Annotated in this window: 11 protein-coding genes; 8 read left to right on the top strand and 3 right to left on the bottom strand. The window is 61.1% G+C overall.

The window, feature by feature from the left end:
• The first annotated feature begins 4 nt into the window (after nt 1-4).
• Nucleotides 5-508 (top strand): GrpB family protein, encoded by a 504-nt coding sequence (locus tag AC245Y_RS22825; RefSeq protein WP_017995680.1) that lies wholly within the window; start codon nt 5-7, stop codon nt 506-508.
• A gap of 35 nt (nt 509-543) precedes the next feature.
• Here AC245Y_RS22825 and AC245Y_RS22820 read toward each other — a convergent pair whose 3' ends face one another.
• On the bottom strand, nt 544-2889 hold the full coding sequence (locus AC245Y_RS22820; protein WP_012759681.1) for a DNA translocase FtsK: 2346 nt from the start codon (nt 2887-2889) through the stop codon (nt 544-546).
• Nucleotides 2890-3143: 254 nt separating this feature from the next.
• Nucleotides 3144-6143 (bottom strand): DNA polymerase I, encoded by a 3000-nt coding sequence (gene polA, locus AC245Y_RS22815; RefSeq protein ID WP_032996756.1) that lies wholly within the window; start codon nt 6141-6143, stop codon nt 3144-3146.
• Between the two features lie 544 nt (nt 6144-6687).
• Here polA and AC245Y_RS22810 point away from each other — a divergent pair.
• The gene (locus AC245Y_RS22810; RefSeq protein WP_003544385.1) at nt 6688-7104 is read left to right on the top strand and encodes a MarR family winged helix-turn-helix transcriptional regulator; all 417 of its coding nucleotides are present in this window, start codon (nt 6688-6690) and stop codon (nt 7102-7104) included.
• Nucleotides 7105-7222: 118 nt separating this feature from the next.
• On the opposite strand, the gene AC245Y_RS22805 is transcribed toward AC245Y_RS22810, so the two are convergent.
• Complete coding sequence (locus AC245Y_RS22805; RefSeq protein ID WP_012759679.1) at nt 7223-9562, bottom strand: bifunctional diguanylate cyclase/phosphodiesterase; 2340 nt, start codon at nt 9560-9562, stop codon at nt 7223-7225.
• Between the two features lie 214 nt (nt 9563-9776).
• Between AC245Y_RS22805 and AC245Y_RS22800 the strand changes: the two genes are divergently transcribed.
• The 6 genes from AC245Y_RS22800 to dnaJ all read left to right on the top strand — a co-directional run bounded on the left by AC245Y_RS22800 (nt 9777) and on the right by dnaJ (nt 19045).
• On the top strand, nt 9777-11165 hold the full coding sequence (locus AC245Y_RS22800; protein WP_026157532.1) for a dipeptidase: 1389 nt from the start codon (nt 9777-9779) through the stop codon (nt 11163-11165).
• Between the two features lie 388 nt (nt 11166-11553).
• A complete protein-coding gene (locus AC245Y_RS22795) occupies nt 11554-12216 on the top strand; it encodes an SH3 domain-containing protein (protein WP_017995676.1) in 663 nt (220 codons plus the stop codon).
• 541 nt (nt 12217-12757) lie between these two features.
• Nucleotides 12758-12979 carry a hypothetical protein gene (locus AC245Y_RS22790; protein WP_017995675.1) on the top strand — a complete coding sequence of 74 codons (222 nt, stop codon included), beginning with the start codon at nt 12758-12760 and terminating at the stop codon, nt 12977-12979.
• A 211-nt stretch (nt 12980-13190) separates the two neighbouring features.
• Nucleotides 13191-15530, top strand: coding sequence for a transglycosylase domain-containing protein (locus tag AC245Y_RS22785; protein ID WP_017995674.1), 2340 nt, complete (start codon nt 13191-13193; stop codon nt 15528-15530).
• Between the two features lie 384 nt (nt 15531-15914).
• Entirely contained in the window at nt 15915-17831 is a 1917-nt protein-coding gene (gene dnaK / locus AC245Y_RS22780; RefSeq protein ID WP_017995673.1) for a molecular chaperone DnaK, read from the top strand.
• Nucleotides 17832-17917: 86 nt separating this feature from the next.
• Entirely contained in the window at nt 17918-19045 is a 1128-nt protein-coding gene (gene dnaJ, locus AC245Y_RS22775; RefSeq protein ID WP_017995672.1) for a molecular chaperone DnaJ, read from the top strand.
• The last annotated feature ends 40 nt before the right edge of the window (nt 19046-19085 follow it).

The following is a 19085-nucleotide window of genomic DNA, read 5'->3' as shown; positions in this document are numbered from 1 at the left end:
GGGCATGCGCGCCATCAAGGTGGTCGACTACGATCCTTCCTGGCCGCGGCTGTTTGCCGAGATCAGCACCGAGGTCTGCGCCTTGCTCCGTGACCACCTACTTTCCATCGATCATATCGGCAGTACGTCGGTGCCTGGCCTGCCGGCCAAGCCGAAGATCGACCTTGCTGCCGTGATGATATCAGACGCCTTTCTGCCAGCGGCGATCGAGATCGTGCGCGCTGCCGACTTCGTCTTCCACGGCGATACCGGAGAGCAACGATGGGCCTTCACCCGCGATCATGACGGCTATGGCTTCAAGCTCTATCTTTGCGGACCCAATAATTGCGCGCATCGAGACCGCATTCTGTTTCGCGATTATCTCAGGGTTCACCCCGAGAGAGCCAAGGCTTATGCCGAGCTGAAACGCCGGCTGGCTGCGGAGGCAGGCGGTGATTGGGATTTTTACACCGGCGGAAAGACCACGTTTGTCAGCGAGACGGTTCGGCTGGCCGCGTTAAGGACGTAAAACTGGAATCCGTCAGACGCCCTGGCCGCCGGCGATTACTCGCCGTCGCCCCGTCCCGATACGATCTCGCGCTTGCCGACGTGATTGGCCGGGCCGACGAGACCTTCCTTTTCCATGCGTTCCACCAATGAGGCGGCGCGGTTGTAGCCGATCCCGAGGCGGCGCTGGATGTAGGAAGTCGAGCATTTCTTGTCGCGCATGACGACCTTGACCGCCTGCTCGTAGAGCTCGTTGCCATCTTCCGAGGCCATGGCGCTCTTGTCGAAGACGGCGCCGGCTTCTTCCTCTTCCGTCTCTTCCTCCTCATCGGCGGTGACGGTGTCGAGATATTCCGGGCGGCCCTGGGTCTTCAGATGGGCAACGACCTTTTCGACTTCGACATCCGAGACGAAAGGACCGTGGACACGGGAAATCCGCCCGCCGCCCTGCATATGCAGCATATCTCCCTGACCGAGCAGCTGCTCGGCGCCCTGTTCGCCGAGAATGGTGCGGCTGTCGATCTTCGAGGTCACCTGGAAGGAGATACGGGTCGGGAAGTTTGCCTTGATCGTGCCGGTGATGACGTCGACCGACGGACGCTGTGTCGCCATGATCAGATGAATGCCGGCGGCGCGCGCCATCTGGGCGAGGCGTTGGATCGCCCCTTCGATGTCCTTGCCGGCGACCATCATCAGGTCGGCCATCTCGTCGACGATGACGACGATATAAGGCATCGGCGTCAGGTCCAGCGCCTGGCTTTCCTCGATCGGAGTGCCGGTGCCCTTGTCGAAGCCGACCTGGACCATGACATGGATGGTCTCGCCCTTTTCGCGGGCCTGTGCCATGCGATCGTTGTAACCGTCGATGTTGCGGACACCGAGGCGCGACATCTTGCGATAGCGCTCTTCCATTTCGCGCACGGCCCATTTCAGCGCCATGACCGCCTTCTTCGGATCGGTGACGACTGGCGTCAGCAGATGCGGGATGCCGTCATAGACGGACAGTTCGAGCATCTTCGGGTCGACCATGATCAGGCGGCACTGTTCCGGCGTCATGCGGTAGAGCAGCGACAGGATCATCGTATTGATGGCGACCGACTTGCCGGAACCGGTGGTGCCGGCGACAAGCAGATGCGGCATCTTGGCGAGCTCGGCAATGACAGGCTCGCCGCCGATGGTCTTGCCGAGGCCGAGCGCCAGCTTGTAGCCGCTCTTCTCGAAATCCTGGCTCTCGATCATCTCGCGGAAATAAACGGTTTCGCGCGTGACATTCGGCAGTTCGATGCCGATGACGTTGCGGCCGGGCACCACGGCAACGCGAGCCGAGAGCGCCGACATTGAGCGGGCGATATCATCGGCAAGGCCGATGACGCGCGACGATTTCACGCCCGGCGCCGGCTCGAATTCATAGAGGGTGACGACAGGGCCGGGGCGGACATGGATGATTTCGCCCTTGATGCCGAAATCTTCCAGCACGCTTTCCAGAAGCCCGGCATTCTGCTCCAGCGTCTCTTGCGACATGATCTCGCCAAGGCGTTCCGGCGGTTCCTGCAACAGGGCACGCGGCGGGAATTCATAGCCGGATGCGTCGATCCTTTCGGGCCTCACGGCCAGCCGCGGCGACGGCAGGACCGCGGCGACGGGCGGCGTGCGCTGCGGCGCCGGCGCTGCCTGAGGGGCTGATGCAATTTGAGGGGCTGGCGCGACCTGAGTGGCTGGCGCAGCCTGAGGTGCCAGCATGACCGGTGCCTCGACAATAATGCGCCTGGGCTTTTCCAGGGACGGGGCGGCCGCAGGGCGCGCGGCAACCTTCACGGAGACCGCGGCGGGCTGCGGGGCCGGGCGGGAGACGACGGGAGCGGGGGCCGGCCGGCCGGGGCGCCATTCCATAATCCGGAACAGCGACGTGATCGATTCGGGCGAGGTCTCGGTCTTCGGGAACGATATCAACGGCGGCGCGCGAACCGGCTCTGCCTCTTCGAAGGCCATAACCTCCCAGAAGGCGAAATCCGAAATGGAGGAAAGCTCGGCGCTGGCGCGGAAAGCCGGCGCGCCGGCCTCATCAAGCAAAGGTGACTGCTGCAGTTCGATCCTGTGCGGTGCTGCGGAAATTTCGTCCGGCTCCGGCAGATAGATATCGAACGGCACGTCGACGGCAACCGGCTCTATCCGTATTGCCTGCTGTCCAATCTGCGAATCATCGCGAACGGGCTCATTCGGCGCACGCCGCCTGCTGATCAGCGTTTCCGGCGTGCGGGTGAAACGCACATTCGGCGCGAGGGAAAAGTTGCTCTGCCAGATGGGTGCCGCCGGCTTCTCCCCTGGGTTTTCCTCCGGAAGGTCCGTTTCAATCTCGCTGGAAAAATCTCCGGCATCCGTCAAATTGGTTCTAGGAAAACGCATGCGTCCGCTACTCACTCATGCTTTGCAAATTACGACCCTACCGGGATAGAAAAGGAAGGTTAATAAGTTCCTTCCTGCCGTATCGTTCCGATACGCCCCCTTGGGATAAATCGCTGCACTTTCAATGAGTTCTGGCAGTGAGAAAAATCTTTGCCAATTTTGGGGAGGTGCTCTGATCGCTCCTCGCGCTTTAGGCTTTATTTCCGCGCAAGTCGTTGTCGCAAAGACCGCCGCACAGTTTTGCGCGACATGCTTTAGTGCGCCTCGTCCCAATTGGTGGCGGCGCGGGCATCGACCCTCAGCGGCACGCGCATTTCCAGCGCCGGCATGGTGGCGTTTTCCATGACCGAGACGATGACCGGCATCGCCTTTTCGACATCCTCGTCCTCGACCTCGAAGATGAGTTCGTCATGCACCTGCAGCAGCATGCGGACGCGATCGGCAAGGCCGACTTCAACAAGCGCCGGCTCTATCTTGATCATCGCCCGGCGGATGACGTCGGCAGCCGAGCCCTGGATCGGCGCGTTGATCGCCGCACGCTCGTTAAAGGCACGCACGGATGGATTGGAAGAGCGGATTTCGGGATAGTTGATGCGGCGACCGAAGATCGTTTCGACATAACCCTTGTCGCGCGCCATGGCCTTTCGGCTTTCCATATAATCGCGGATGCCGGGGAAACGCTCGAAATACTTCTTGATGTAGTCGCCGGCTTCCGAACGCTCGATCGAAAGCTGATTGGCAAGCCCGAAGGCCGAGATGCCGTAGATGATGCCGAAATTGATCGCCTTGGCGCGGCGGCGCACCTCGCCCGGCATGCCTTCCACCGGCACGCCGAACATTTCCGACGCCGTCATGGCATGGATGTCGACGCCATCTTCGAAGGCCTTGGTCAGCTGCGGGATTTCGGCCACATGGGCAAGCACGCGCAGTTCGATCTGGCTGTAGTCGGCGGAGATCAGCTTGTGGCCGGGCGTCGAGATGAAGGCGGTGCGGATCTTGCGGCCTTCTGCGGTGCGCACCGGAATATTCTGCAAGTTCGGCTCGGACGATGACAGGCGTCCCGTGGTCGTCGATGCCAGCGAGTAGGAGGTGTGGACCCGCTTTGTCTCGGGGTGAACGTAACCCGGAAGCGCGTCGGTATAGGTGGATTTCAGCTTGGTGACCTGGCGCCAGTCGACGATCTTGCGCGGCAATTCGAAACCGGCGGCGGCCAGATCCTCGAGCACCTGGGCGGAGGTGGACCATTGGCCGGTCTTCGTCTTGCTGCCGCCGGAAAGGCCCATCTTGCCGAACAGGATATCGCCCAGCTGCTTCGGCGAACCGATATTGAAACGCTCGCCGGCCAGCACGTAGATCTCGTCCTCCAGCCTTGCTGCACTCTGGGCCAGCTCGCCGGAGAGGCGCGACAGGATCTGCCGGTCGACGGTGATGCCGCGCGCTTCCATGCGCGCCAGCACCGGCAATAGCGGCCGCTCCAGCCGTTCATAGACGCTGGTCAATCCCGCCGCCGCCAGCCGGGGCTTCAGCACCAGCCAGAGGCGCAACGTCACCTCGGCATCTTCGGCGGCATAGTGGGTGGCGCGGTCGATATCGACCAGATCGAAGGTGACGTTCGCCTTGCCGCTGCCGGCCACGTCCTTGTAGGGAATCGGGGTATGGCCGAGGAATTTTTCCGAGAGCGGGTCCATGCCATGCGCGCCGGTGCCGGCATCGAGCACGTAGGAGATCAGCATCGTGTCGTCGAAACTCCTGGTCTCGATGCCGTAGCGCTTCAACAGCAGGTAGTCGTATTTCAGGTTCTGGGCGACCTTGAGAACCGCTTCGTCCTCCAGCAATGCCTTCAGTCGTGGCAGAGCATCGCGCATCGGGATCTGGTTTTCGGCAAGGCCGCCGCCGAGCAGATCGCCGACGCCGTTCTTGTGGACGAGCGGCACATAGGCGGCACGGATCTTCGTGCCGGTGGGATCGGCGGTATTGTCGGCGATCGCCAGCGAAAAGCCGACAAGTTCGGCCTGCATCGCATCCAGCGACGTGGTCTCGGTATCGAAAGCAACGAGGCCGGTGACGCGTGCATCGGCAATCCATCGGTCGAGTGTCGCCAGGTCGCGGATCGTGACATAGGCCGAATGATCGAAGGGCAGCGTCGCAAAGACCTCGGCCCGCGCCTTGGCAAGATCGGCGGGCGAAAAGGCGCCTTCGACCGCGGTCTTCGCCTTTGCACGCGGCGGCACCGGCACGGATTCGCCGGAAACGTCGGGGATGCCGCCGGCAACAGGCTCGGGCGCGGCCGCATCGAGATCCGGGCCGCGGGCCGTCTCACCCCATTCGACACGGACGATCGCCGGTTCGATGGCGCCGGCATCGCAATTGCAGGCTTCGGCGACGCGGCGCGTCAGCGTGGTGAATTCCATCGTCTTGAGGAAGCCGATCAGCTTCGGACCGTTCTGCGGTTCCAGCACCAGCGCGTCGAGATCGAGATCGAGCGGCACGTCTATGCGCAACCGCACGAGGTCGCGCGAGAGCCTGGCCATGTCGATATTGGCGAGGATCGTCTCACGGCGCTTGACCTGCTTGATCTCGGTGGCGCGTTCGAGCAGCGTATCGAGATCGCCGTATTCCTCGAGCAGCTGGGCGGCGGTTTTCGGACCGATGCCGGGAATGCCGGGAACATTGTCGACTGAATCGCCGGTCATCGCCTGCAGGTCGATCATCTTTTCCGGCGGCACGCCCCATTTCTCGATGACATCGGGAATGCCGATCTGCTTGTCCTTCATGCTGTCATACATATGGACATTGGGGCTGACGAGCTGCATCAGATCCTTGTCGGAGGAGACAATGGTGACATCGGCGCCGGTCGCTTCGGCCTGGCGGGCATAGGTGGCGATGATGTCGTCGGCCTCGAAGCCTTCGGTCTCGATGCAGGGCAGATTGAAGGCGCGGGTCGCCTCTCTTATAAGGCCGAATTGCGGGATGAGCTCTTCAGGCGGGGCGGAGCGGTTCGCCTTGTAAGCGTCGTAGAGATCCTTGCGAAACGTCTTGGCGGAATAATCGAAGATGACGGCAAGATGTGTCGGCGTGACGCCGACATCGGTATTGCGCGCATCCCTCAGCAGTTTCCACAGCATGTTGCAGAAACCGGACACGGCGCCGATCGGCAGGCCGTCGGTCTTGCGGGTCAGCGGCGGCAATGCATGAAACGCCCGGAAGATGAATCCGGAACCATCGACTAGGAAGAGGTGATCGCCTTTTTTCATGCGTGCATGGATAGCGCGGGCATGGGACGAGGTCCATATGGAGTTCGGCATAAAGTTCGGCGCGCGAAAAGGTTTATGGCGCTCGGAGCGTCACACAGCGCCGCGCGTCTTTTCGGACGTGCAAAGGACGCTGAGCACTTGGCTTTGCTGCATAATTTTATCCTTCCATCGATTCCGATCTCAGGAATTGTGCGGCAGGAATTCTGGCTCACCAAACTGTTACCGATTTGTAACGATCGCCCTCCCTTGAAAAACCACATTCTGAGCCACAAATCCATGTCACCGGCGCTTGATCGCGTCGCGGGTCTGATTACCGGCTTGTCCCCCGCCGCGTCAGGCTTGGACAAAGGCCTTATCCCCCTCTCCGGGCCTTTGTCCCCACTTTAAAGTCGCCATGGCCAACCTCCAGGCCATGGCGACTTTTGTTTTTCCAGGCACTCGCAATTATCATCACGGCTTGCATGTTTAGGAGCATCGTATGCGATTTGTTGCATTGTCTCCGGCATGGTTTTGAGCCTAATTTGCAATCATGGGATTTAACCGCATGGATTCGGGAGCCTACCTTGCCAGCCAGCTGGCGAAGGGTTTTGCCCGCTCGCTGCACCAGCGCGCGGTCGGGCTCGGTTTTTCTCCGGGCCAGTTCCCCATTCTGCTGGAACTCTGGGCCGAGGACGGGCTGACCCAGAAACAGCTTCTCGAGCGAGTCGATATCGAGCAGGCGACCATGGCCAATACGCTTTCGCGCATGGTCCGCGACGGGCTGATCGAGCGCCGGCCGCATCCATCCGACAAGCGGGCGCAACTGCTCTTCCTGACGCCGAGGGCGCGCGCCATGGAGGCCGAGGCGATTGAGACCGCGCGTGAGGCCGATCTTGCGCTGTTTAAAGGTTTCCGGGTTTTCGAACGCGAGCTGACGCTTGAATATATCCGCCGGCTTCTGGAAAACGCCAAGGCGCTCTGACCACTGCATAATTCCTTAAATCGGAATCGACAGCGTCCTTTGCGCGTCTGAAAAGACGCGCGGCGCTGTAAGATCACTCGCCAGCACCCTGTGCGCGTCGCAGCGACGGCACGCCGGTTTAGATCTGCGCGGTCAGCACGTTTTCGTGGGCGGCAAGCTTGATGCTCGGCTCGATATCCGGCTTGCCGAGTAAAAGGCCCTGTACTTGCGTGCAGCCTTCCTCGACGACGATCCGGCGCTGCATCTCGGTTTCCACGCCCTCCGTCACGACAGGCATGCCGAGGCTATGACCAAGGCCGATGATGGCGCGCACGATCGAGCGCGCCGCCGCATCATGTTCCAGCACGCCGGTGAAACTGCGGTCGACCTTGATCTTGTCGAAAGGGAATGAACGCAGGTTGGAAAGCGAGGAAAAACCGGTGCCGAAATCATCCATGACGATGTGCACACCGAGCTTGTGCAGCCGCAGCAGCGTCGTCATTACCCGGTCGCGATCGCGAATGAGGGCCGCCTCGGTGATCTCCAGCTCCAGCCGGCTGGGCGCAAGCCCGGTTTCGGCGAGAATCGCCTCGATCCGCTCGCAGAGGTTCGGCAGCATGAATTGCACCGGCGAGAGATTGACGGCGATCATCAACGGCAGCGGCCAGCGCACAGCCTCCCTGCAGGCCTGCTGCAACACCCATTCGCCGAGTTGGACGATCGAGCCGCTTTCCTCGGCGATCGGGATGAAGATATCGGGCTCGGTCAAGCCGTGACCTGGCCGGTTCCAGCGCATCAGGGCCTCGTAGCCACCGATCTCGCCGCTCAGCGCATCGAGGATCGGCTGATAGCTGACATGGATCTGGTTGCGGACGATCGCATGGCGCAGTTCGCTTTCGATCTGGCGGCGGTTCCGTGCCGCCTTATCCATTTCCGCGTCGAAGAAACAGACCTTGCCGCGACCGTCATGCTTGACGCGGTAGAGTGCAGTATCGGCATTGTTGCAGAGTTCTTCAGCAGCCATGCCATCCGCGGGATAGAGTGCGATGCCGACACTGACGCCGACGGCGGTCGGGTCACGTGCCGTGTCCATCTCGGCGGCGAATTCGCCGAGGATATCAGCCGCAAGCTTTTGCGCCGCCGCCGGCTGCTGCCCGGCGAGCTGAATGATGGCGAATTCATCGCCGCCGAGGCGGGCGATCGTATCGCTCTCATCGGCCACGCGGCGCAGGATCGAGGCGACCTTACGGAGAATGCGGTCGCCTTCAGCATGACCGAAGATATCGTTGACGGCCTTGAAGCGATCGAGGTCGAGATAGAAGAGGGCAACCTCGCTGTTCTTTCGTTCGGCCATCTGCAGTGCCTGCCGGATGCGGGTATCGAACAGCGACCTGTTCGGCAAATCGGTGAGCACGTCGTGGTGGGCGAGATGCTCGATCATCTCCTCGGCCTGCCTGCGCTCGGTGAGATCACGCACCGCCAGCACCTCACAATTATGCCCGCGATAGACGATCCTGCTCGTGGTCACTTCGACGGCGATCTCCCTGCCGTTCCTGGTGTTGAGCAGCGTCTCGCTGGATCTGTTCTGCCCAGTCCCCTGAACAGCGGTCAAAACAGCCGAGGGCGCCTTACCGGCAAGACCGGCAAGCTTCCAGCCGGAAAGCCCCTGGAAGCGTTCATTGGCATCGATGATCCGGCCTTCCCGCAGAATCAGCAGCCCTTCCTGCGAGGCATTCGCGAGCCCCCTCAGATCCGTCAGGTGGCTTTCGACAAAGACCACGGCGAGCGCAATCAGAATGAGCATCGTTGCCGCCACCACGACGATCGCAGCAAGCAGGCTGGCGTCGAGCACCGTTGCCGGAACCTCTTTCCCGAGATCCGGCACGAGCGTGATGCTAGCCATCGAGATGAAATGGAGCGCGCAGATCGCAAGGACGAAAGTGATTGACGAGGCGAGGAGCCGCCGCAGTCCCTTCAATTGGAAAAAGGTGTGGAAGGCGGCGCTCGACAACAGCGCTCCTGCGAGAACCGCACTCAGCGTCATGAAGGGATCATAAAGGATGACCGCCTGCGTTTCGATCGCCTGCATGCCGGTCAGGTGCATGGAGGCGATGCCGAGCGCCATCAGGACCCCGCCGCGGATACGAGAAAACCTGCCGCGGCTTTCCGAAGCGACGAGGATCGCCGCCCACGAACCGACAACCGACAGGAGGAAAGAAAGCGTCGTCAGGCCCAGTTGGTAGCCGATCGGCATGCCGCCGTCATAGGCCAGCATCGCGATGAAGTGCGTTGCCCATACGCCGGTGCCAAAAGCGAAGGCCGAGGCGCCGATCCAGAGCTTGCGCCGCCCGGCATCGCATTCCTGGGCACGGGAAAGCAGCAGCATAGCCGCCATAGCGCCGACCAGGCAGACGGCGGCCGCCGCAAGCACCAGTCGCCAATCGTGGTTGTCCCGAATACATGTAATGACCGAAAACATCTGCCCCTCGCACAGCTGAATTCGGTCAGGCTATTTAGCTTATGCTAAATAACGGTAAATTGAATTAGAATTCTCGTTTATATTATCCAGCAAATCTTCTTGATATTAGTCTATGCCCCGCCGGTCTTTCGCGCCGCCGATTTTTTGTTTTTCCGCCTCGCCTGCCTTTCTGGTTTGGTCTATCGTCCGGCCGAATTTCAAAAAGGAGTCGAAAATGACCGATGTACGTCAGGTGCTTGCGCGCGCGGATCAGAACCTTCCATCGAGCCTCGACAAGCTGTTCGAGCTTCTGCGGATCCAGTCGATATCCACCGATCCCGCTTATAAAGCCGAATGCCGAAAGGCTGCGGAATGGCTCGTCGCTTATCTCGGGACGCTCGGCTTTATGGCCTCGGTGCGCGATACGCCAGGCCATCCGATGGTCGTCGCCCATCATGCTGGCGCGTCCGCCGATGCGCCGCATGTTCTCTTCTACGGCCATTACGACGTTCAGCCGGTCGACCCAATCGAACTCTGGGAAAACGACCCCTTCGAGCCATCGATCAAGGATGTCGGCGAGGGCCGCAAGATCCTGACCGGCCGGGGCACCTCCGACGACAAGGGCCAGTTGATGACCTTCGTCGAGGCTTGCCGGGCCTATAAGGAGATCAACGGCGCGCTTCCCTGCCGCGTCACCATCCTCTTCGAGGGCGAGGAGGAGTCCGGCTCGCCGTCCCTGAAGCCCTTCCTCGAAGCCAATGCCGCCGAGCTCAAGGCCGATTATGCGCTGGTCTGCGATACCGGCATGTGGGACCGCGACACGCCGGCGATCGCCGCAGCGCTGCGCGGCCTCGTCGGCGAGGAAGTGGTCGTGACGGCCGCCGACCGCGACCTGCATTCCGGTCTCTTCGGCGGCGCGGCAGCCAATCCGATCCATATTCTCGTCGAGGCTCTTGCCGGCCTGCATGACGAGACGGGCCGCATTACGCTTGACGGTTTCTATGAAGGCGTCGAGGAAACGCCTGAAAACATCAAGGCGTCATGGGAGACGCTCGGCAAGACCGCGGAGAGCTTCCTCGGCGAAGTCGGCCTTTCCATTCCATCCGGCGAAAAGGGCCGTTCGGTGCTGGAACTCACCTGGGCGCGGCCGACCGCCGAAATCAACGGCATCTGGGGCGGTTATACCGGCGAAGGCTTCAAGACGGTGATCGCCGCCAAGGCTTCGGCCAAGGTTTCGTTCCGTCTCGTCGGCACGCAGGATCCGGCCGCCATTCGCGAGGCCTTCCGCAGCTATATCAGCGCGAAGATTCCCGCCGATTGCTCGGTCGAGTTCCATCCGCATGGCGGCTCGCCGGCGATCCACCTCTCCTATGATTCACCTGTTCTGACCAAGGCCAAGAACGCGCTTTCCGACGAGTGGCCGAAACCCGCCATTGTCATCGGCATGGGTGGGTCGATCCCGATCGTCGGAGATTTCCAGAAGATGCTCGGCATGGAATCGCTGCTCGTCGGCTTCGGCCTCAGCGATGATCGCATCCACTCGCCGAACGAGAAATACGAACTCGTCTCCTACCACAAGGGCATCCGCTCCTGGGTGCGGATTCTTCAGGCGCTCGCCGCCTGAACAGACGTGGCTCGCCTTGCAAGCCGGCGCTCTAGCAAAATCGCAAGAAACAAAAAGGCCGGTTCGACCCGGCCTTTCGTCATCCGCTCACCTCAGTGCCAGTTCATCCGTGGTCAAGGAGCAAGCGGGTATTGCAACGAGATTGCCGCCGAAAGGTTAACGGACCGTTAACAAAGCCGGAAGCGCCACGCACGGCTCCAGGGCGCTGACAGACATTTCGCCGTTCAAGCTGCGTTCATGGCGAGCGACATATAAGCCATTGAAAGATAAGATGAATGATAACGCCCTGACAGCTGTGGGCGATCGCTCTATCTTTTGTTTCAATGGCATATGCCAAGGAAACGCGGCTAAGCGCTGCCTGAAAACGTGCCAATAAGGACTGAGAAGCGTGAAAAATCTCTTTGTTAAAATCGCAGCCGCCGGCATGCTTATGCTGGCTCCCGCCATAGCGCAGGCTGCAGAGGGCTACTCGACTGCGAACGTCAACATGCGTGCCGGTCCGAGCACCCGTTATCCTGCCGTCGCGGTCATCCCGGCCGGTTCTTCCGTCGAGATCCGCGGATGCCTTTCCGACGTCAACTGGTGCGACGTCGAATTCTACGGCGGCCGCGGCTGGGTTTCCGGCCAGTACGTCCAGGCCCTCTACCAGCAGCGCCGCGTCTATGTCGGCCCGCAATATTACCGTCCGCTCGGCATTCCGATGATTCGCTTCAGCGTCGACAATTATTGGGACCGCTACTACCGCAACCGCGATTTCTATCGCGACCGTGACCGCTGGAGCCGCGGCCCGGATTATTACTACCGCGACCGCGACAATCGGGATCGCGATCGGGATAACCGGGATCGTGACCGGAACTGGCGCGGGCGGGATGGCGACCGAGATGGGCGCGACCGCGATCGTGACTGGCGCGACGACAATCAAAGAGGCGATCGGCAAAGGGACGATCGTCAAAGAGGTGAACGGCAGAGGGACGACCGGAGAAGCGATGATCGCAGGCCGGACCGCAGGGACTTTGATTGCCGCCCCGGCGATCCCTCCTGCGACGAATGAAACAGAAAGGGGACGGCAACGCCGTCCTCTTCCGAGGTTTGCCAAGGGCAAACACCCAAGAAAAAGCCCGGCGCTCCCTTGGGAGGGATGCACCGGGCCTGATGTCGATCGGCACGCGTTGAGGGGAGACGGCCGATCATTCGCGGGACGTGAGGGGTTGTCCCGCTTCTTCATAAACAATCGCGAAGCCTATTGGTTCCGCCTCCTGCATAATTCCTTGAAACGGAACCGATTTGAGGAAAAAATTATGCAGCAATTCAATTTGTTACAGCCTTCATGCGCCTCTTGAAAAGACGCGCGACGCTGTAAAATGCGTCGTATCGCGCGTGATTCACGTGACGCACTTCAGGTCTTTGTTTTCATCAGACGTGCCGCTTGGCCAGCGAGCGCAAGACAGGAGCCGTGGGGGAAATATCGATCCTCGGATGCAGTCACCGACAATTTCATGTGAAGCCATCGCGAGGCTCTTGTTTTGCGGGATTCTTTATTGCAGTTTTGTGAAGTTGCGGATTGATTTTAATCCGTTCGAGGCTGGACCCTGATGACGCAAGACTACCTGGCTTTCTTCGGGCTTTTCGCCCCTCGGGCAGCCGCCATAGATGTTACCGTTTGGCATAAACACAACCCACTCCTGCCTGTACGCCTTTCCGATGGGGCGAACCTCAACCCTTCCGGCCAGATCTGGCGCCGCTTTCATCTGGGCGAGTGGGAATACAAGCAGGACCCGGAAACGCTCGACGATTACGAGGCGCGGCAGTTCTGAAGGCCAATGCTATCGCCCGGCGCGATCTGCTTTGCTTTCCATTATTAACACCCCGTTAAATCGCCGCATTTACAGTTCAGTCGGATGATCCCGGCGGCACTCAAAGTGCTCCAGCGTCCTTTGCGCGCCTGAAAAGACGCGCGGCGCTGCAGAAGAGCGCCGTTATGCGAAGCTGGCTTCGCGATCGAACATGGGGTGTGACCGGTCCGCGATGGCAGGCAGAGGCAGATCAGGCGACAGAATAGAACCCTCCTTCAGCGGTCGGCCGGCGCGCGACGATGACGAATTCTCGCTCGATGCCGACGATCGCATCGCCGGAGGCCGATCTCAGCGCCGCGGCGGCTCGAAACCCCCGCCGCAACGCGCCGCCCCCCGGCGACGGCGCGAGCCGCGGGAGCGTGAAGGCGGCGTTTTTTTCGGCTTCCTGCGCCGTGTGATCTACTGGTGCGTCGTGCTTTTCATCTGGGCCGGCATCGGCGTTGCCGGGCTTGTGGTCTATTATGGCTCGCGCATGCCGAGCGCCAGCACATGGGCGATCCCGGAGCGGCCGCCGAACGTCAAGATCACCGCCGTCGACGGTAGCGTCATCGCCAATCGCGGTGCCACCGGCGGCGAGGCGCTGTCGCTCGAAAACATGTCGCCCTATATTCCGGAAGCCGTCATCGCCATCGAAGATCGGCGTTTCTATTCGCATTTCGGCGTCGATCCGCTCGGCCTCGGCCGGGCTGTCGTGACCAATCTCACGGCTGGTCACATGGTGCAGGGTGGCTCGACGCTGACGCAGCAGCTTGCCAAGAACCTCTTCCTCTCCCCCGAGAGAACGCTGGAACGCAAGGTGCAGGAAGTGCTGCTGTCGCTCTGGCTGGAGCAGAAATACACCAAGGACCAGATCCTTGCCATGTATCTCAACCGGGTGTTCTTCGGATCGAACGCCTATGGCGTCGAGGCCGCCTCGCGCCGCTACTTCAACAAATCGGCGCGTGACGTAAACCTCGGCGAGGCCGCGGTGCTGGCCGGCCTGCTCAAGGCGCCGTCGCGGCTTTCACCGGCCCGCGATGCCGATGCGGCGAATGCCCGCGCCCAGCTCGTGCTCGCGGCGATGCGCGAGCAGGGTTTCATCACCGATTCCGAGGTCAAGACGGCGATGTCGCAGACCCCGGCTTCGGCCAAGAGCTACTGGTCGGGCGCCGGGCACTATGTCGCCGACATGGTGATGGACGAGCTGCCGGGTCTGATCGGCGACGTCAAGGAAGACGTCATCGTCGATACGACCATCGACAAGTCGCTGGAAAAGAAGGCCGAGCAATCGCTGGTCGACGTACTAGACAAGGAGGGCGGCAAGCTCGACGCCTCGCAGGCGGCCCTCGTCTCGATCGACGGCACCGGCGCGATCCGAGCGCTCGTCGGCGGCAGGGATTATGCGACGAGCCAGTTCAACCGCGCCGTCAAGGCCAAACGCCAGCCGGGTTCCTCGTTCAAACCCTTCGTCTATGCCGCAGCACTCGAGAAGGGGCTGACGCCGTATTCGGTGTTCAACGACGCGCCGATCCGGATCGGCGACTGGACGCCCGAAAATTACGAAAAAAAATACAATGGCGAAGTGACGCTGGCGACCGCGCTTGCCAAATCGCTGAACACGGTGGCTGCGCAGCTGGTGATGTATGACGGGCCGGATCAGGTGATCAAGCTTGCCCACCGGCTCGGCATCGAAAGCGAGCTGCAGCCGAATGCCTCGATCGCGCTCGGCACGTCCGAAGTGTCGCTGATGGAACTCACCGCCTCCTATGCCGCCTTCATGAACGGCGGCTACAAGGCGACGCCGCACGTCATCCGCCGGGTGACGACGGCCGAGGGCAAGGTTATCTACGAAAATACCTATGACAGCCCGCCGCGCGTGCTCTCCGAGCAGATCGTCGCCCAGATGGATACGATGATGATGGGCGTCATCGAGAGCGGCACCGGGAAAAGCGCCAAGATCCCCGGTTGGCAGGCGGCGGGAAAGACCGGCACGACGCAGAATTCGCGCGACGCGCTCTTCGTCGGTTTCACCAGCAACCTGACCACGGGCGTCTGGTTCGGCAATGACGACGGCAAGCCGATGAAGAAGGTGACCGGCGGCGGCTTGCCCGCCAAGGCCTGGAAGGAATTCATGATCGCCGCCCACAAGGGTCTTTCGCCGGCACCTCTCTTCGGCAACGGCCAGTTGATCGCCGATCCGAACAATGGTCAGCCAATGGCTGAGGCACCGGGCAATGGGCAGTTGGGCAGCGGGCAACCGATGACGGCCGAAGCGCCGCCTTCGACGATCGGCGGCATTATTTCCGGCGTCTTCGGCGGCGACGACCATGCAAACCGCTATCCGCAAGCGCCTGCCCGGCAGCAAGGGGCAAGCTCCGGCAATGGCGGCCCGGTTCCGCCCGCAGACATTGCCGAAGGCGGGGGTCCGAACTATGAGGGCATGGTTCCACCCGGCGATGTCGGGGGCGCGCAGACAACCTCTTCCGTCCAGCCGCGGCGCACGACGCTGCTCGATCTGATCATGGGCCAGTGAGATCTTTGCTGCATGTCCGGCACACGCCCGATGCTTTAAAGCGCGTCGCAATCTTTCAGATTCGCGCCTCGCGCTTAAGGTCTTTGTTTTACGCATGTCGTTGTCGCAAAACCGCCACACAGTTTTGCGCGACATGCCGTAAAAAACGACCGCTTTCCGGACATGGGGCGACCTCTTTCCCGGCTACTGTAAAAATTGAACGCAACACATTCGTTTTGCTGGATTCCGGGGCATTTCTCGCCTTGCAGTCCAGAAAACCGCTCCTTATATACGCCGCATCACCGCAATCACGATTGCGTAATCTCAAGTAGACCCATCCCGTAAGGGGCTGTCAGGGAAATGCCTTCTCGGGGTTCCGACAGCTTGCTTCAAGGAGAGAATGACATGGCAAAAGTAATTGGTATCGACCTTGGAACGACGAATTCCTGCGTCGCAGTCATGGACGGCAAGGACGCGAAGGTTATCGAAAATGCGGAAGGTGCACGCACGACCCCTTCCATGGTGGCATTTTCCGAAGATGGCGAACGCCTCGTCGGCCAGCCGGCCAAGCGCCAGGCAGTCACCAACCCGACGAACACGCTCTTTGCAGTCAAGCGCCTGATCGGCCGCCGATACGAAGATCCGACCGTCGAGAAGGACAAGCACCTCGTTCCCTTCACCATCGTCAAGGGCGACAATGGCGACGCCTGGGTCGAAGCCAATGGCAAGGGCTACTCGCCCGCACAGATTTCCGCGATGATCCTTCAGAAGATGAAGGAAACCGCCGAATCCTATCTCGGCGAAAAGGTCGAGAAGGCCGTCATCACCGTTCCCGCCTACTTCAACGACGCGCAGCGCCAGGCCACCAAGGATGCCGGCCGCATCGCTGGTCTTGAAGTCCTGCGCATCATCAACGAGCCGACCGCCGCAGCGCTGGCCTACGGCCTCGACAAGAAAGAAGGCAAGACGATTGCCGTCTACGACCTTGGCGGCGGCACCTTCGATATTTCGATCCTCGAGATCGGTGACGGCGTCTTCGAAGTGAAGTCCACCAACGGCGATACTTTCCTCGGCGGTGAAGACTTCGACATGCGTCTCGTCGAATATCTCGTCGGTGAGTTCAAGAGGGACAACGGCATCGACCTGAAGAACGACAAGCTTGCCCTGCAGCGCCTCAAGGAAGCTGCGGAAAAGGCAAAGATCGAGCTTTCGTCCTCGCAGCAGACCGAAATCAACCTGCCGTTCATCACCGCCGACGCCTCCGGCCCGAAGCATCTGACGCTGAAGCTGACCCGCGCCAAGCTCGAGAGCCTGGTCGACGATCTCGTCCAGCGCACGATCGCGCCGTGCAAGGCAGCGCTCAAGGATGCCGGTGTCACCGCTGCCGAAATCGACGAAGTGGTTCTCGTCGGCGGCATGAGCCGCATGCCGAAGGTGCAGGAAGTCGTCAAGCAGCTGTTCGGCAAAGAGCCGCACAAGGGCGTCAACCCGGATGAAGTCGTGGCGCTTGGCGCCGCCATCCAGGCCGGCGTTCTGCAGGGCGACGTCAAGGACGTCCTGCTCCTCGACGTGACGCCGCTGTCGCTCGGCATCGAGACGCTCGGCGGTGTCTTCACCCGCCTGATCGAACGCAACACGACGATCCCGACGAAGAAGAGCCAGACGTTTTCGACCGCCGAAGACAACCAGCAGGCTGTGACCATCCGCGTTTCGCAGGGCGAGCGTGAAATGGCTGCCGACAACAAGCTGCTCGGCCAGTTCGACCTCGTCGGCCTGCCGCCGTCGCCGCGCGGCATGCCGCAGATCGAAGTCACCTTCGACATCGACGCCAATGGCATCGTGCAGGTTTCAGCCAAGGACAAGGGCACCGGCAAGGAACAGCAGATCCGCATCCAGGCTTCCGGCGGTCTTTCCGACTCCGACATCGAGAAGATGGTGAAGGATGCCGAAGCCCATGCCAGCGAAGACAAGAAGCGCCGCGAGGCGGTCGAAGCCCGGAACCAGGCTGAAAGCCTGATCCATTCCTCGGAAAAGTCGCTGAAGGATTATGGCGACAAGGTTTCCGAGGCCGACCGCGCCGCGATCTCGGATGCGATCGCCGCGCTGAAGACGGCGTCGGAAGCATCGGAGCCCGATGCCGACGACATCAAGGCCAAGACCCAGACGCTGATGGAAGTGTCGATGAAGCTCGGCCAGGCGATCTATGAAGCACAACAGGCCGAAGGCGGCGCTGCTGGCGATGCCTCCGCGGAAGGCGGCGACAATGTCGTCGATGCCGACTACGAGGAAATCAAGGACGACGACCGCAAGAAGTCCGCGTAATCCGCGACGGCGTGGTTATGCTTCAACACCTGATCCGGCTGCTCACCATGGCAGCCGGAAAATCCATTTCCGGGGTTTAATCCTTAATGGCAAAAGCGGACTTTTACGAAACTCTGGGTGTAGCCAAGACGGCGGACGAGAAAGAGCTGAAAAGCGCCTTTCGCAAATTGGCGATGAAATTCCATCCGGACAAGAACCCGGATGACAAGGACGCCGAGCGGAAGTTCAAGGAAATCAACGAAGCCTACGAGATGCTCAAGGACCCGCAGAAGCGGGCGGCCTATGATCGCTATGGCCATGCGGCCTTCGAGCATGGCGGAATGGGCGGCGGTGGCGGCGGATTTGCCGGCGGCGGTTTCTCCGACATTTTCGAGGATATCTTCGGCGAGATGATGGGTGGTGGGCGCGCGCGCCAGCGCTCGTCGGGCGGCCGCGAGCGTGGCGCCGATCTTCGCTACAACATGGAAATAACGCTGGAAGAATCTTTCTCCGGCAAGACGGCGCAGATCCGCGTTCCGACATCGATCACCTGCGACGTCTGTTCCGGTTCAGGCGCCAAGCCCGGCACGCAGCCGAAGAACTGCGGCACCTGCCAGGGAACGGGACGCGTGCGCGCGGCACAGGGCTTCTTCTCGATCGAGCGGACCTGCCCGACCTGCCACGGCCGCGGCCAGATCATTCCCGATCCCTGCCCAAAGTGCCACGGCCAGGGCCGGGTGACGGAAGAGCGTTCGCTCTCGGTCAATATTCCCGCCGGCATCGAGGACGGCACCCGCATCCGCCTGCAGGGCGAAGGCGAGGCCGGCGCCCGGGGCGGACCGGCGGGCGATCTCTATATCTTCCTGTCCGTCAAACCGCATGAATTCTATCAGCGCGACGGAGCCGATCTCTATTGCGCCGTTCCGATCTCGATGACGACGGCGGCGCTCGGCGGCACCTTCGACGTGGCGACGCTCGACGGCACCAAGTCGCGCGTGACGGTGCCCGAGGGCACGCAGGTCGGCAAACAGTTTCGACTCAAGGGCAAGGGCATGCCGGTGCTGCGTTCGGTGCAGACGGGCGACCTCTACATACAGATCCAGATCGAGACGCCGCAAAAGCTCACCAAGCGCCAACGCGAACTGCTTCAGGAATTCGAGCAGCTTTCCTCCAAGGAGAATAATCCCGAATCGACGGGCTTCTTTGCCCGCATGAAAGAATTCTTCGAAGGCTGAGCCGCGACCGACATACCCATTAAGAAAAGCCGGGACGGAA

It is taken from the genome of Rhizobium sp. SRDI943, from assembly GCF_057653695.1.
The sequence above is the reverse complement of the archived record's forward strand: the minus strand, read 5'-3'. Positions and strand labels throughout refer to the sequence as shown.

Excerpts from the sequence above, each read along its gene's own strand:
- AC245Y_RS22785 (WP_017995674.1), top strand. The coding sequence starts at position 13,191 with ATGGCAGGCAGAGGCAGATCAGGCGACAGAATAGAACCCTCCTTCAGC.
- polA (WP_032996756.1), bottom strand. The coding sequence starts at position 6,143 with ATGAAAAAAGGCGATCACCTCTTCCTAGTCGATGGTTCCGGATTCATC.
- dnaJ (WP_017995672.1), top strand. The coding sequence starts at position 17,918 with ATGGCAAAAGCGGACTTTTACGAAACTCTGGGTGTAGCCAAGACGGCG.
- AC245Y_RS22825 (WP_017995680.1), top strand. The coding sequence starts at position 5 with ATGCGCGCCATCAAGGTGGTCGACTACGATCCTTCCTGGCCGCGGCTG.
- AC245Y_RS22810 (WP_003544385.1), top strand. The coding sequence starts at position 6,688 with ATGGATTCGGGAGCCTACCTTGCCAGCCAGCTGGCGAAGGGTTTTGCC.
- AC245Y_RS22820 (WP_012759681.1), bottom strand. The coding sequence starts at position 2,889 with ATGCGTTTTCCTAGAACCAATTTGACGGATGCCGGAGATTTTTCCAGC.
- AC245Y_RS22800 (WP_026157532.1), top strand. The coding sequence starts at position 9,777 with ATGACCGATGTACGTCAGGTGCTTGCGCGCGCGGATCAGAACCTTCCA.
- AC245Y_RS22805 (WP_012759679.1), bottom strand. The coding sequence starts at position 9,562 with ATGTTTTCGGTCATTACATGTATTCGGGACAACCACGATTGGCGACTG.
- AC245Y_RS22790 (WP_017995675.1), top strand. The coding sequence starts at position 12,758 with ATGACGCAAGACTACCTGGCTTTCTTCGGGCTTTTCGCCCCTCGGGCA.
- dnaK (WP_017995673.1), top strand. The coding sequence starts at position 15,915 with ATGGCAAAAGTAATTGGTATCGACCTTGGAACGACGAATTCCTGCGTC.